The organism is Streptomyces chrestomyceticus JCM 4735, from assembly GCF_003865135.1.
Lineage (GTDB): Bacteria > Actinomycetota > Actinomycetes > Streptomycetales > Streptomycetaceae > Streptomyces > Streptomyces chrestomyceticus.
In genome coordinates this window covers 7,593,994-7,607,823 of record NZ_BHZC01000001.1, presented here as the reverse complement: position 1 = coordinate 7,607,823, position 13,830 = coordinate 7,593,994, and the positions used below count along the sequence as shown (strand labels likewise).

Sequence of the window (13,830 nt, the reverse complement as noted above, 5' to 3'; positions counted from 1 at the left end):
GCGCCCCGGCGGGTGCCTACCCACCGGGGCGCGTACAGGCCCGTACGGTACGGACGGCGGCGCGTCCGTACCGCGGCGGCCTACGGTCCCGCCGTACGCCGCCCGCGTCGCGTCACGACGTGCCGGAACCGCCTTCGGAGCCGGACGTGCCCTCGGAGTCCGCAGCGTCGTCCGCGGCGCCCTCGGAGGCCGCGGCGCCGTTCTCCTCCAGCAGCCGGGAGAGCTGACGGCCCAGGATCCGCTTGAACTTCCGCTGCTGCGGACGCGTACGGTCCAGGGTCGCGACCTCCAACTGGTCGGCGGAGAGCGTGCGTTCACCGCCGTTGTTGTCGCGGGAGAGCGACTCGACGGCCAGCTTCAGCGCCTCGCCCAGCGTCATGCCGTCGCGGTGCCGCTGATCGAGGTAGCTGCTGATCTGATCGGCGTTGCCACCGACCGCGACCGAACCGTGCTCGTCCACGATCGAGCCGTCGTGCGGCAACCGGTAGATCTGGTCGTCCTCGGGGGCGTTGCCCACCTCCGCGACGATCAGCTCCACCTCGTAGGGCTTCTCGGCGGCGCTGGAGAAGATCGAGCCGAGGGTCTGGGCGTAGACATTGGCAAGGCCGCGCGCGGTCACGTCCGCGCGGTCGTAGGTATAGCCGCGCAGGTCGGCGTAGCGCACGCCGCCGATGCGCAGGTTCTCGAACTCGTTGTACTTGCCGACCGCCGCGAAGGCGATGCGGTCGTAGATCTCGCTGACCTTGTGCAGGGCCCGGGACGGGTTCTCGGCGACGAAGACCACGCCGTCGGTGTACTGCAGCACCACGACGCTGCGGCCGCGCGCGATGCCCTTGCGGGCGTACTCCGCCCGGTCGGCCATGGCCTGCTGGGGTGAGACATAGAACGGCGTCGACACCGGCTATCCGTCCCTTTCTGTCAATGACTCTCTCAGTGGCGCGTGCATGGCGGTCTCCCGTCCTCAGAGCAGCGCGGCACGCGGGCCGTCGGGCTGGTCGAGCCGCTGCTCGTGGATGGCGCGGGAGATCTCCGACACCTCCGCCTCGGTGTACCGCTTGAAGCCCTCGTCGGTGATCACCGTGACGATCGGGTAGATCCGGCGGGCCATGTCCGGGCCGCCGGTCGCCGAGTCGTCGTCCGCGGCGTCGTACAGCGCCTGGACCACGGCCGTGGCGGCCTGGTTCTCCGTGAGGTCTTCGCGGTAGAGCTTCTTGAGGGCGCCGCGCGCGAAGACCGAGCCGGAGCCCGTCGAGGCGAAGCCGTGCTCCTCCGAGCGCCCGCCGGTCACGTCGTACGAGAAGATGCGGCCCTTCTCGCGGTCCACGTCCCAGCCGGCGAACAGCGGCACCACGGCCAGGCCCTGCATGGCCATGCCGAGGTTGCTGCGGATCATCGTCGAGAGGCGGTTCGCCTTGCCCTCCAGGGAGAGTTGGGCGCCCTCGACCTTCTCGAAGTGCTCCAGCTCCAACTGGAAGAGCTTGACCATCTCGACCGCGAGACCGGCCGTGCCGGCGATGCCGACGGCCGAGTACTCGTCGGCCGGGAAGACCTTCTCGATGTCGCGCTGCGCGATGACGTTGCCCATCGTCGCGCGGCGGTCACCGGCGAGCACCACCCCGCCGGGGAAGGACGCCGCGACGATCGTGGTGCCGTGCGGCGCCTCGATGGTCCCCTGCACGGGCAGCGGCGGACGCCGGCCCGGCAGCAGTTCCGGCGCGTGCTCCCCGAGGAAGTCCATGAACGACGAGGAGCCGGGCGTCAGGAAGGCAGCAGGTAGATGCCCGGCGTTACGAGTGTTGGCTTCCACACGTTTCCTTCCGGATATTCGGCCGCCGCCCCAAGACGTCCGGCCGATCCTTGAATTGGCCCAGCGCTGCGTTGCAGCTGAAGCACAGTACGTCCCGGACCTTACCTGTCCTGCGGTCATGATCCACATGCACGCGGGACCGGACCGGGCCGGACGACGGCAGCGGCGGCCTTTCGCGTTCCGGCCTCCGTGGCCGCGCGCCGATACCGGGACGGCTGGTGCGTACGCGCTCGTACCGGCGAACCCGTACGCGCTGGTACCGGCAAACCCGGGAGCGCGCGGCAGCCTGCGCGGCCGCGCGCCCCGGAGCCGGTGCCGGGGCCCGTCATGCCGGTGCGTGCGCACGGCCCGCGCGGTGTGCGCGGACCGTGGCCCGCCGCGCCCGGACATCCGGGGTGCCGGCCGCCGACGGAACCCGGCGATCCGTTACTGTCCGCCCTTTTGCACGAACGACCGCACGAAATCCTCGGCGTTCTCTTCGAGCACGTCGTCGATCTCGTCCAGCACGGAGTCGACGTCGTCCGACAGCTTCTCCTGCCGCTCCTTGAGATCGTCCGCGGCCTGCGCGTCCTGCGACTGCTCCTCGACCTCCTCGGTCGAACGCGTCGCCTTCTGCTGCCCGCCGCCGGTGTCCTTGGTCGCCATGTCCCTCACCCCGCTCGGTTCGCCCCGCTCGATGTGACTGTCAAGATCAGACCCTACAAGCAAGGTCTGACATCGGCCCTGTTCTCGGTCGTCTTCGTACAACGTCCGGGAGTCACCCCGATGATTCCCGGACGGGGGGCCTTTAGCCCCGGATCGGGAGCCCGATCGGGTCCGCCGTCACCCTCCGGACAGGACCCGCACCAGGTCCTCGGCCGTACGGCACCGGTCGAGCAGCTCCTTCACGTGGTTGCGGGTGCCGCGCAGCGGTTCCAGCGTCGGCACCCGTTGCAGAGAGTCACGGCCCGGCAGATCGAAGATCACCGAGTCCCAGGAGGCGGCCGCCACGTCGTCCGCGTACTGCTCCAGGCACCGGCCGCGGAAGTACGCCCGGGTGTCCTCCGGTGGCGCCTGGGCGGCCCGCGCGACCTCCGCGTCGGTCAGCAGGCGCTTCATCTTGCCGCGGGCCGCGAGACGGTTGTAGAGGCCCTTGTCGGCCCGTACGTCGGCGTACTGGAGGTCGACGAGGTGGAGGCGGGCCGCGTCCCACTCCACGCCGTCCCGGCGCCGGTAGCCCTCCATCAACTCCCGCTTGGCCACCCAGTCCAGCTCGCCGGACAGGCTCATCGGGTCGTGCTCCAGGCGCCCCAGCACGTCCTCCCAGCGGGCCAGGACGTCCTTGGTCTGCTCGTCGGCGTCCGCGCCGAGCCGGTCCTCCACGTACTTGCGCGCCAGCTCGAAGTACTCCATCTGGAGTTGTACGGCGGTCAGGGTCCGGCCGCTGCGCAGAGTGATCAGGTGGCGCAGCGTCGGGTCGTGGGAGACCTGGTGGAGGGCGCGGACGGGCTGGTCGACGGCGAGGTCGACGGCGATGAAACCGTCCTCGATCATGGACAGGACCAGCGCCGTGGTGCCCAGCTTGAGGTAGGTGGAGATTTCGGAGAGGTTCGCGTCCCCGATGATCACGTGCAGCCGGCGGTACTTCTCCGCGTCGGAGTGCGGCTCGTCGCGGGTGTTGATGATGGGCCGCTTGAGGGTGGTCTCCAGGCCGACCTCGACCTCGAAGTAGTCGGCCCGCTGGCTGATCTGGAAGCCGTGCTCGTGGCCGTCCTGGCCGATGCCGACCCGGCCAGCGCCGGCGAAGACCTGGCGGGAGACGAAGAAGGGCGTCAGGTGCCGCACGATGTCCGAGAACGGGGTCTCCCGCTTCATCAGGTAGTTCTCGTGCGTGCCGTAGGAGGCGCCCTTGTTGTCGGTGTTGTTCTTGTAGAGGTGGATGGGCTGGGCGCCGGGGACCTGGGCCGCGCGCTCGGCGGCCTCGGCCATGATGCGCTCCCCGGCCTTGTCCCAGAGCACCGCGTCGCGCGGGTTGGTGACCTCCGGCGAGCTGTACTCCGGATGCGCGTGGTCGACGTACAGGCGTGCCCCGTTGGTGAGGATCACATTGGCCAGCCCGATGTCCTCGTCGGTGAGCTGGCTGGCGTCGGCGTTCTCGCGGGCGAGGTCGAAGCCTCGGGCGTCCCGCAGCGGGTTCTCCTCCTCGAAGTCCCAGCGGGCGCGTCGCGCCCGGTGCATCGCCGCCGCGTACGCGTTGACGACCTGGGACGAGGTGAGCATGGCATTGGCGTTCGGGTGGCCGGGGACGGAGATCCCGTACTCCGTCTCGATTCCCATTACTCGCCGTACGGTCATGCGGCCCTCCTTGCCCGGCGGCGCCCCCGGATGGGGTCGGCGCTCAAGTACCGCTGCGCTTCCGGTCCGTGTGCGGCCCCCGCTTCCGCAGTGCGTGTCGCGGCGGTACCGAAGAGCCTAGAACGCCTTTGCGGCGCTGGGGAGATCATTACAGTCATTGCTCCAGTCCGGTTTTCACCTGCTCCGCCGCGGCCTTCCGGGGATCACCCGCCGAGCCCCGGAAATGCGTCCGGCTGCGGACGCCCCGTGCAGGACATCCGCAGCCGGTCGGCGGTGTTACAGGTATTGGCCGGTATTCGCCACCGTGTCGATGGAGCGGCCGGTGTCCGCGCCCTGCTTGCCGGTGACCAGGGTGCGGATGTAAACGATCCGCTCGCCCTTCTTGCCGGAGATTCGGGCCCAGTCGTCCGGGTTGGTGGTGTTGGGCAGGTCCTCGTTCTCCTTGAACTCGTCCACGCACGCCTGGAGCAGGTGGGCGACGCGAAGACCCTTCTGGTTGTGTTCGAGGAATGCCTTGATGGCCATCTTCTTGGCGCGTCCGACGATGTTTTCGATCATTGCGCCGGAGTTGAAGTCCTTGAAGTACAGGACTTCCTTGTCACCGTTGGCGTAGGTGACCTCCAGGAAGCGGTTCTCCTCGGATTCCGCGTACATCTGCTCGACGACCGACTGGATCATCGCGCTGACCGCGGCCTTGCGGGAGTCGCCGTGCTCGGCGAGGTCCTCGGCGTGCAGCGGCAGACGCTCGGTGAGGTACTTCGAGAAGATGTCCTTGGCGGCCTCGGCGTCCGGACGCTCGATCTTGATCTTCACGTCCAGCCGGCCGGGGCGCAGGATCGCCGGGTCGATCATGTCCTCGCGGTTGGAGGCGCCGATGACGATGACGTTCTCCAGGCCCTCCACACCGTCGATCTCGGAGAGCAGCTGCGGGACGATGGTGTTCTCCACGTCCGAGCTGACCCCGGACCCCCGGGTGCGGAAGAGGGAGTCCATCTCGTCGAAGAAGACGATGACGGGGGTACCCTCGCTCGCCTTCTCCCGGGCCCGCTGGAAGACGAGGCGGATGTGCCGCTCCGTCTCACCGACGTACTTGTTCAGCAGCTCGGGGCCCTTGATGTTGAGGAAGAAGCTCTTCCCCGCGGGCTGGCCGGTCACCTCGGCGACCTTCTTGGCGAGCGAGTTGGCGACCGCCTTGGCGATGAGCGTCTTGCCGCAGCCGGGCGGTCCGTAGAGCAGTACGCCCTTGGGCGGGCGCAGTTCGTGCTCCTTGAACAGGTCCGGGTAGAGGTACGGGAGCTCGACCGCGTCGCGGATCAGTTCGATCTGGCCGCCCAGACCGCCGATCTTCGTGTAGTCGATGTCCGGAACCTCTTCGAGGACGAGCTCCTCGACCTCGCTCTTGGGAATGACCTCGTAGACGTAGCCGGAGCGGGGCTCCAGGAGCAGGGCGTCACCGGCGCGGATGTTGATGTCCAGCAGCGGCTCGGCGAGCCGCACCACCCGCTCCTCGTCGGTGTGCCCGATGACCAGGGCGCGCTCGCCGTCCTCAAGGATCTCCTTGAGGGTGACGATGTCCCCGGCGTTCTCGTACTCCATGGCCTCGACCACGTTGAGCGCCTCGTTCAGCATGACCTCCTGGCCACGCCGCAGCTCGTCGAGGTCGACGCTGGGACTGACGTTCACCCGGAGTTTTCGGCCTCCGGTGAAGATGTCGGCCGTGCCGTCCTCGTTCGCCTGCAGGAAGACGCCGAAGCCGGCCGGCGGCTGGGCCAGCCGGTCGACCTCTTCCTTGAGGGCCACGATCTGGTCGCGCGCCTCGCGCAAGGTGTTGGCGAGTCGCTCGTTCTGTGCCGAAACACCGGCCAGGTTGGTCTGCAGCTCGACGATCCGCTCTTCGAGAATCCTCGTGTGACGCGGAGAGTCGGCGAGCTTGCGTCGCAGGACGGCGATCTCCTGCTCAAGATAGGCAACCTGGCCGGCAGGGTCGTCAGACCCCCGCCCCGGCCGGATGCCGCGGTTGATGTCGTCGTCGTGGGCTGCCACGGTCCTCACCTCCTCCAAGGGGAGCTGGACGCTTCCTGACCCTACCTGGGCCGGTGCAGGTTGAAACCCCTAGATCGAAAAGACTGTCGGGGTGTGTCCGATCTTCACCCTTGCGCACGTCCTCACCTCAGGGGGATACCCACCCAACAACATCAGAAAGCGACCGGTTGTATCGTCGAGACGGTCAACACCCGTCAGGGTGGGCCCCATTTGATTCACGTACGCAGGAACGGCAGGCGAGATGACGGCGCAGGACGAAGCACTGGAGGTCTGGATCGACCAGGACCTCTGCACCGGCGACGGCATCTGTGCGCAGTACGCGCCGGAGGTCTTCGAACTCGACATCGACGGTCTGGCTTATGTGAAAAGCGCCGACGACGAGCTGCTCCAGGACAAGGGCGCCACCACGCCCGTCCCCCTGCCGCTGCTCAATGACGTACGGGACTCCGCGAAGGAGTGCCCTGGCGACTGCATCCACGTACGCCGCGTTGCGGACCAGGTGGAGGTCTACGGCCCGGACGCGGAGTAGTCGCCGTGTGACCGATCACACACCCTCGGTGTCGGAAGAGGCGGGGAGTTCGCTCTGGACGAACTTCCCGCCTTTCCATTGCCACTTGGCGGGCACGCGTACGTCCGGGCAGCAGCGCGGCACGCCGGTCGAGGAGTAGCCCAGGAGTGTCGCGGCGACCACACCGTCGCGTACGGCGAAACCGTCCACGCTGCGCTGCTGTGCGGGCGCGAGAAGGGTCGCGACGACCCTGGGGGCGCCCTTGCCCGCCTGGCCCGCCGCGGGGCCCGTGAGGACGTACACGCCACTGGGCGGGGTGCCCGTCTCGGTGTGGCAGCGCACCACCGCGACGGTCTCGGGGCGGCCGTCGCCGTCGAGGTCGCCGCTGGCGCTGTCGACCACGTCGAGGCGGTTCGGGCCGCAGTCCACCGGATAGGACGCGGCGTGCGGGTCGGGGGCCGGGGCGGCGGCCGCGCGGGCGCCGGACGCGGCATCGGTGGTGGCCGTGGCCGTGGCGTCGGGAGGCTGGACGAAGGACGCGGCCGCGACCACCGCTGCCAAGGCGGCGGCGGTGGCGAGCCAGTGCAGGGCGCGGGTGCGGGTGTGCGGAAGGTCCTGGCCGGCCGTGAACTGCACGCGGGGTAACTCCTGTGGAGAGCTGTGGCGGTGGGAGTGCCCAGCATCGTTCCACAGCCCGGGGCCGCCGGGGAACACTCGGGCGGGTTTCCCGCCAGGCCCTCACCCGCTGAACGCGACGGCGCCGCCGACGGTTCCCGTAGGAGGGAACTGGTCGGCGGCGCCGGACGGTTCGAGGGGGCGTGCGAGGCGGGACGGCCGCGCTGCGCCGGGGCGTGCGCCGGGTCAGCCGCGCTCCGCGCCCCCGCTGGAGCTGCCGGGACCGGAGTAGTCCTCGCCGTACGCGCCCTTGGCCGGGCGGCGACGGCGCAGCGGCGGCTCGACACCGTCCGCGAGACGGCGGGCGGTCAGCAGGAAGCCGGTGTGACCGATCATGCGATGGTCGGGGCGGACGGCCAGGCCCTCGACGTGCCAGGTGCGGACCATGGTCTCCCAGGCCGACGGCTCGTTGAAGGTGCCGTGCTCCCGGATGGCCTCGACGGTACGGGCAAGCTGCGTCGTGGTGGCCACGTACGCGCACAGGATGCCGCCCGGGACGAGCGCCTTGGAGACGGCCTCCAGGCACTCCCAGGGGGCGAGCATGTCCAGGATGACCCGGTCGACGTCGGTGTCGGAGAGGTTGTCCTGAAGGTCACCGACGGTGAGCGTCCACGCCGGGTGCGGACCGCCGAAGTACCGCTCGACGTTCTGCGTGGCGATCTCGGCGAAGTCGGCGCGCCGCTCGTAGCTGTGCAGCATGCCCTGGTCACCGATGGCGCGCAGCAGGAAGCTGCTGAGCGAGCCGGACCCCACCCCCGCCTCGACGACGCGGGCGCCGGGGAAGATGTCGGCCATCGCCAGGATCTGCCCCGCGTCCTTGGGGTAGACCACGGCGGCACCGCGGGGCATGGACAGGACGTAGTCGGGGAGCAGCGGGCGCAGCGCGAGGTAGGCGACGTTCCCGGTGGTACGGACAACACTGCCCTCGGGAGCACCGATCAGCTCGTCGTGGGGGAAGGCTCCCTTGTGGGTGTGGAAGCTCTTGCCCTCTTCGAGCGTGAACGTGTAGTGGCGTCCCTTGGGATCGGTGAGCTGGACCTGGTCCCCGACCTTGAAGGGCCCGCGACGGCGGGCGGCACCGGTCGGTTCGGACATGTGACCAGCCTACCGGGCGCTCGGGGTGATCCGTACCAGGGTGGAGGGGGCCGGTCAGAGGCTTACCCAGGTGTGTGGGGTGGGAAGCCCGTGGTGGGGGTCAGGAAGGGGGAGCCCGTGGTGGGGGTCAGGACGGGCGGGCCATGGCGGCTACGAAGGCGCGTTCGACGTCGGCGGTGGAGAGGACGCCGTAGATCTCACCGGTCTCCTCGACCACCAGGTACTCGGTGGCGGGGGTGGCGCGCAGGTAGTCCAGCAGGTCCTCGCCGGCCAGTTCGGCGGAGACCCGCATGCCCTCCTTGAGGTCCTGGGCGAGACCGCTGACGGCGACCCAGGGGCGCCGGTGCTCGGGGACGCCGACGATGGCGGTCTCCCGGACCACGGCGGTGGGCCGGCCCACCCGGTCCACGACGACCAGGGCGCGGGCGCCCGCGTCGTTGGCGCGGCGCAGGGCCTCGGACAGCGGGGTGTCGGGCTCCACCGGGACGGCGCGCCGGGTGAGGGCGCGGGCCTGGAGGTCCGGGAGGCGTTCGCGCAGGCGGGCCATGCGCAGGCTGTTGCCGGCGCCGGTCCAGATGATCGCGGCGAGGATCGCGGCGAGCAGCGCGTCGGTGATCGAGTCGGCGCCGCCGAGGTCGGTGGGGGCGTTGCCCAGGGCGCCGGTGTGGGTGAGCAGCGGCAGGCCGATCAGGACGGAGACCGCGAGCGCGCGGCCGACCCAGGCGGCGGCGACGGTGCCGGTCATCGGCTTGCCGGTGATCTTCCACACGACGGCGCGGAGCATCCGGCCGCCGTCCAGCGGGAGGCCGGGCAGCAGGTTGAAGACGGCGACGATGAGGTTGGAGATCATCAGCCCGGCGAGCAGCACACCGGGTACGGTGCCGGGCTCGACCACCTTCATCCCGATGTAGAAGACGCCCGCGAGGACCAGCGAGAGCAGCGGGCCGACGAAGGCCAGGACGAACTCGCGGCCGGGCGTCTCGGACTCCTTCTCGATCTCGGAGACGCCACCGAAGAACTGGAGCTGGATACGGCGTACGGGAAGCTTGAAGCGCAGCGCGGCGACGGTGTGCGCCAGCTCGTGGACGAGCACCGAGGCGTAGAAGGCGACGGCGAAGAAGAGCGAGACGAGGTAGCGGGCGGAGCCGAGCTCCGGCAGGACCCGTTCGAGCTGGCCGCCGAAGACCCAGGTGATCAGGGCCGCGACGACGAACCAACTGGGGGCCACGTAGACCGGTACGCCGAACGGGCGGCCCATGAGGATGCCGCCGCCGGTACGCCTGCCCTGGCCGTCCTTGGCCGGGCGCTGCGCGGAGGGACGGTTCCCGGACGGCCTCGTACGGCCGGTGGCGCGGGCCGGGTCGGACGGTCCGGGCGGGTCGGGCGGTCCGTGGTGCGCGGACTCCTCAGGGTCCTGCGGCTTCCCACTCTCGTCCACGGCGTCCCCTCGTCGTTGCGGCCTTCGCTCCTGTCCGTCCAGGTGCTGTCCGGTACGGCATGTCGATCATGCAGGGCGAAGGGGTCTGGCGTCGATGGTATGCGGAGTGCTTCGCGACACCCCGCCTCGGTCTCCCATTGTGATCCCTCGGTTGCGGTGGCTGTCAGTGGCGGGCCGTAGGGTCGGGTGTCATGGGAACGAGCACCGAAGAGGCCGGGCCGGACGCCGCGGACGACGGACAGAGTGGTCAGGGCGGTCAGAGTGGTCAGGGCGGTCAGGGCGGGGCGTCCGGCGGGGCCCCGGCGGCGGGAGCGGCCGGGGAGGCCGCTGCGCCCGGCGAGACCGCGACTGTCGGCGACTCCGAGGCGATCGGCGGGCCCGGCCGCGCTGTGACATCCGCCGCAGTCACCGCGCCCGTGCCCGCGGCCGGTGCCGCAGCCGCAGCCGCCCCCGAGCCGGTCACGCCCGCCGACTCCCCCGCTCCCCCGCCCGCCACCCCTCCCGTCTCGCTCTCCCCCTCCCGCGCGGGCGACTTCATGCAGTGTCCGCTGCTGTACCGCTTCCGTGTGATCGACAAGCTGCCGGAGAAGCCGAGCCCCGCGGCGACGCGCGGCACGGTGGTGCACGCGGTGCTGGAGCGCCTCTTCGACGCTCCGGCGGCGCAGCGTACGGCAGGCGGCGCGCGCTCGATGGTGCCGGGCGAGTGGGAGAAGCTGCTGGCGAAGCGTCCCGAGCTGGCCGGGCTGTTCGAGGACGATCCGTCGGGCGAGCGGCTGGCGGCGTGGCTGGCGGACGCCGAGGCGCTGGTGGAGCGGTGGTTCACGCTGGAGGACCCGACGCGTCTGGAGCCCGCCGACCGCGAGCTGTACGTGGAGACGGTGCTGGACTCGGGGCTGCGGCTGCGCGGCTTCATCGACCGGGTGGACGTGGCGCCGACGGGCGAGGTGCGGCTCGTCGACTACAAGACCGGCAAGGCGCCCCGCCCGGAGTACGCCGACGGTCCGCTGTTCCAGATGAAGTTCTACGCGCTGGTGATGTGGCGGCTGCGCGGCCGGGTGCCGCGGCGGTTGCAGCTTGTGTATCTGGGCAGCGGTGACGTGCTGACGTACGACCCGACCGAGGCGGACCTGCGGGGCGTGGAGCGCAAGCTGCTGGCGCTGTGGGACGCCATCCAGCGGGCGACGGCGACCGGTGACTGGCGGCCGCGCCGTACGAAGCTGTGCGGGTGGTGCGACCACCAGGCGGTGTGCCCGGAGTTCGGCGGCACTCCCCCGCCGTATCCGCTGCCGGTTCCGGGGCCCGGCCGGGCTCTCCCCGTGGAGGTGTCCGGGGCGGGGCAGGGCAGAATGGGCCTGGTCTAACGAAGGAGTTCCTGTGGCAATCCGCGTCCTGCTGGTCGACGACCAGCCGCTGCTGCGTACCGGTTTCCGGATGATCCTGGAGGCCGAGCAGGATCTCGCGGTCGTCGGCGAGGCCGGGGACGGTCTGCAGGCGCTGGAGCAGGTGCGGGCGCTGCAGCCCGACGTGGTGCTGATGGACATCCGGATGCCGCGGATGGACGGGGTCGAGGCGACCCGGCAGATCACCGGGCCGGCGAAGGACGGTCCGGCGAAGGTGCTGGTGCTGACCACGTTCGACCTGGACGAGTACGTGGTCGAGGCGCTGCGCGCGGGGGCCAGCGGCTTCCTGCTGAAGGACGCGCCGGCCCAGGAGCTGGTGCAGGCGATCCGGGTGGTGGCGGCGGGCGAGGCGATGCTCGCGCCGAGCATCACGCGCCGTCTGCTGGACAAGTACGCGGGTCATCTGCCGTCCGGTGAGGAGCCGGTGCCGGACACGCTGCACACCCTCACCGAGCGGGAGGTGGAGGTGCTGAAGCTGGTGGCGCGCGGGCTGTCGAACGCGGAGATCGCCGCGGATCTTTTCGTGAGCGAGACGACGGTCAAGACGCACGTCGGGCACGTGCTGACGAAGCTGGGGCTGCGGGACCGGGTGCAGGCCGCGGTGTACGCGTACGAGAGCGGGCTGGTGCGCCCCGGCGCCCAGTAGCCCGGCCCACCGGCGCCCGCCCGGCCTGACCCGGGCCGCCCGGCAGACGTACGAGAGCAGTCGTACGCGAACAGACTCACGAGAACGGCCCGGCCCGCCCCGCTCCCCGCAGGAGCGGCGGCGGGCCGGGCCGTAGCCGTACGGAGCGGGCGGGCCGGCCCCCCGGCCGGCCCTCCCCCGTCAGCCCTTCTTCAGCTCCCAGAAGCGGAAGACGGTGGTGGCGTCCAGCGTCCACTGGAGGCCGTCGACGTTCTGGCGGGCGACGGCGTACTGCTTGCCCTGCCACACCGGTATGACCGGCAGGTCCTCGGCGACGATGTCCTGCACCTCGCGGAAGGCGGTCTTGGTCGCCTGCCGGTCGGGCTGGCCGGCGGTGCCGGGCAGCAGCTTCGAGGTGATCCGCTTGGCGTCGTAGTTGTTGCGCAGGACGTTGTCCTTGCCGAAGAACGGCTGGGTGAAGTTGTCGGGGTCCGGGTAGTCGGGCACCCAGCCCTTGACGTAGGCGCCGTACTTGCCGGCTTCCACGCCCTTCTCGTACTCCTCGATGGGCACGCTCTTGACCTTGGCGTCGAAGAGGCCGCTGGCGTTGAGCTGCTGGGCGATCTCCTGGAAGGCCGGGACGGTGCCGGGGCCGTAGCGGACGGGGGTGGCCCAGAGGGTGAGCGGGACCTTCTTGTTGGTGTAGCCGGCGTCGCGCAGGGCGGCGAGGGCCTTGTCGGTCTGCGGCCGGTCGCCGTAGGTGGAGAAGAAGGCCGTGTTGTGGCCGGTGATGCCCGCGGGGACGATCGAGTACAGCGGTTCGGCGGTGCGCTTGTAGACGTCGCGGACGAGCGTGGAGCGGTCCAGCAGGTAGGCGACGGCCTTGCGGACGCCGAGCTTGCCGGCCACCGGGTCGCGCATGTTGAAGACCAGGTGCATGACCTCGGCGCTCTTGCCCTCGACGACCTGGGTGCCGTGCGTCTGGCTGTCGGACGCCTGGTCCAGCGAGGCGATGTCCTTCATGGCCAGACCGCGGTAGGCGATGTCGATGGAGCCGTCCTCGACCGCCTTCTTCAGCGTGTCCTGGCTGGTGAAGAACTTCATGGTGATGCCGGAGTTCTTGACCTCGGCGGGGCCCTTGTAGGAGCTGTTGACGCCGAAGACGGCCTCGGAGGAGGCGTCGTAGTCCTTGAGGGTGTAGACGCCGGAGCCGACGGCCTTGTTGTCGGTGCGCAGCTTGTCGGGCGCGTACTCACGGTGGTCGACGATGGAGCCGGCACCGGAGGCGATCTTCATGGGGAAGGTCGCGTCGGGCGTCTTGAGGCGGAAGACGACGGTCCGGTCGTCGGGGGCCTCGACCTTGTCCAGACCGGCGAACATCACGGCGGGGCCGCGCTTGTCGTTGATCCGCTTGATCCGGTCGAAGGAGAACTTGACGTCCTCGGCGGTGAGGCTGTTGCCGTTGCTGAACTTCAGGCCGTCCTTGAGGGTGCACTTGTAGACGGTGCTGCCGCCCTCGACGAAGCCGCAGGAGTCGGCGGCCTCGGGCTCGGGGCTGGTGCTGCCCTTGGGGAAGCTCAGCAACGACTGGAAGACGTTGTTGAACAGCAGCCAGGAGACCGGGTCGTAGCCGGCGGCGGGGTCGGTGGAGACGACCTTGTCGGTCATGCCCATGACCACGGGTTCCCCGGTCCCGGCGCCCGACCCCTCGCCGGTTCCGCAGCCGCTGAGCAGGGCGGCGACGAGCCCTGCCCCCAGCGGTGCGGCGAGCCACTGGTCGCGTTTCCTCACGTGCGTGTTCCTCACAGTCGTCCTGGCGGTTCAGCGGTGTGTCCGCGCCGGCGGGTGCCGGTGTCGGTGTGCCGGCAGGGTGCCGTCATCGGTTGTGGTGGTGCGCGCCGTCTC

13 protein-coding genes are annotated in these 13,830 nt (G+C 70.3%); 3 read left to right on the top strand and 10 right to left on the bottom strand.

Annotated elements, in window-relative coordinates; translation table 11 throughout:
- Positions 1–112: 112 nt before the first annotated feature.
- The 6 genes from prcA to arc form a co-directional block, all read right to left on the bottom strand.
- The gene (prcA, locus tag EJG53_RS33305; RefSeq protein WP_125048030.1) at positions 113–898 is read right to left on the bottom strand and encodes a proteasome subunit alpha; all 786 of its coding nucleotides are present in this window, start codon (positions 896–898) and stop codon (positions 113–115) included.
- 63 nt (positions 899–961) lie between these two features.
- The gene (gene prcB, locus EJG53_RS33300; RefSeq protein ID WP_031011147.1) at positions 962–1,807 is read right to left on the bottom strand and encodes a proteasome subunit beta; all 846 of its coding nucleotides are present in this window, start codon (positions 1,805–1,807) and stop codon (positions 962–964) included.
- Positions 1,788–1,934 (bottom strand): endonuclease domain-containing protein, encoded by a 147-nt coding sequence (locus tag EJG53_RS33295; RefSeq protein ID WP_361638114.1) that lies wholly within the window; start codon positions 1,932–1,934, stop codon positions 1,788–1,790. Before EJG53_RS33295 ends, prcB begins: the two co-directional genes overlap by 20 nt.
- A 299-nt stretch (positions 1,935–2,233) precedes the next feature.
- Positions 2,234–2,452, bottom strand: a complete 219-nt coding sequence (locus EJG53_RS33290) for a ubiquitin-like protein Pup (RefSeq protein ID WP_003981605.1) — start codon at positions 2,450–2,452, stop codon at positions 2,234–2,236.
- A 177-nt stretch (positions 2,453–2,629) separates the two neighbouring features.
- Entirely contained in the window at positions 2,630–4,141 is a 1,512-nt protein-coding gene (gene dop, locus EJG53_RS33285) for a depupylase/deamidase Dop (protein WP_206504915.1), read from the bottom strand.
- A 276-nt stretch (positions 4,142–4,417) separates the two neighbouring features.
- Complete coding sequence (gene arc / locus EJG53_RS33280; protein ID WP_125048029.1) at positions 4,418–6,184, bottom strand: proteasome ATPase; 1,767 nt, start codon at positions 6,182–6,184, stop codon at positions 4,418–4,420.
- Between the two features lie 241 nt (positions 6,185–6,425).
- On the opposite strand from arc, the gene EJG53_RS33275 reads away from it, so the two are divergent.
- Complete coding sequence (locus tag EJG53_RS33275) at positions 6,426–6,713, top strand: ferredoxin (protein WP_031011153.1); 288 nt, start codon at positions 6,426–6,428, stop codon at positions 6,711–6,713.
- A 15-nt stretch (positions 6,714–6,728) separates the two neighbouring features.
- Here EJG53_RS33275 and EJG53_RS33270 read toward each other — a convergent pair whose 3' ends face one another.
- From EJG53_RS33270 to EJG53_RS33260, 3 genes are all read right to left on the bottom strand, one after another.
- Positions 6,729–7,328, bottom strand: a complete 600-nt coding sequence (locus EJG53_RS33270) for a hypothetical protein (RefSeq protein WP_125048028.1) — start codon at positions 7,326–7,328, stop codon at positions 6,729–6,731.
- A 225-nt stretch (positions 7,329–7,553) separates the two neighbouring features.
- Positions 7,554–8,462 carry a tRNA (adenine-N1)-methyltransferase gene (locus tag EJG53_RS33265; RefSeq protein WP_003981600.1) on the bottom strand — a complete coding sequence of 303 codons (909 nt, stop codon included), beginning with the start codon at positions 8,460–8,462 and terminating at the stop codon, positions 7,554–7,556.
- 127 nt (positions 8,463–8,589) lie between these two features.
- Positions 8,590–9,900: a site-2 protease family protein gene (locus EJG53_RS33260; RefSeq protein ID WP_125048027.1), complete on the bottom strand. Its 1,311-nt coding sequence runs from the start codon at positions 9,898–9,900 to the stop codon at positions 8,590–8,592.
- 191 nt (positions 9,901–10,091) lie between these two features.
- Between EJG53_RS33260 and EJG53_RS33255 the strand changes: the two genes are divergently transcribed.
- Together EJG53_RS33255 and EJG53_RS33250 are read left to right on the top strand one after the other, a co-directional pair.
- Positions 10,092–11,261: a RecB family exonuclease gene (locus EJG53_RS33255; RefSeq protein ID WP_244955445.1), complete on the top strand. Its 1,170-nt coding sequence runs from the start codon at positions 10,092–10,094 to the stop codon at positions 11,259–11,261.
- A gap of 13 nt (positions 11,262–11,274) precedes the next feature.
- On the top strand, positions 11,275–11,946 hold the full coding sequence (locus tag EJG53_RS33250; RefSeq protein WP_003981597.1) for a response regulator: 672 nt from the start codon (positions 11,275–11,277) through the stop codon (positions 11,944–11,946).
- Positions 11,947–12,126: 180 nt separating this feature from the next.
- Here the strand turns inward: EJG53_RS33250 and EJG53_RS33245 are convergent, their stop codons facing one another.
- Positions 12,127–13,716 (bottom strand): ABC transporter substrate-binding protein, encoded by a 1,590-nt coding sequence (locus EJG53_RS33245; RefSeq protein WP_125048026.1) that lies wholly within the window; start codon positions 13,714–13,716, stop codon positions 12,127–12,129.
- Between the last annotated feature and the right edge of the window lie 114 nt (positions 13,717–13,830).

What these genes read in the sequence shown, in the direction of transcription:
- EJG53_RS33290 (WP_003981605.1), bottom strand. Translation starts at nt 2,452, where the DNA reads ATGGCGACCAAGGACACCGGCGGCGGGCAGCAGAAGGCGACGCGTTCG.
- dop (WP_206504915.1), bottom strand. Translation starts at nt 4,141, where the DNA reads ATGACCGTACGGCGAGTAATGGGAATCGAGACGGAGTACGGGATCTCC.
- EJG53_RS33275 (WP_031011153.1), top strand. Translation starts at nt 6,426, where the DNA reads ATGACGGCGCAGGACGAAGCACTGGAGGTCTGGATCGACCAGGACCTC.
- EJG53_RS33265 (WP_003981600.1), bottom strand. Translation starts at nt 8,462, where the DNA reads ATGTCCGAACCGACCGGTGCCGCCCGCCGTCGCGGGCCCTTCAAGGTC.
- EJG53_RS33255 (WP_244955445.1), top strand. Translation starts at nt 10,092, where the DNA reads ATGGGAACGAGCACCGAAGAGGCCGGGCCGGACGCCGCGGACGACGGA.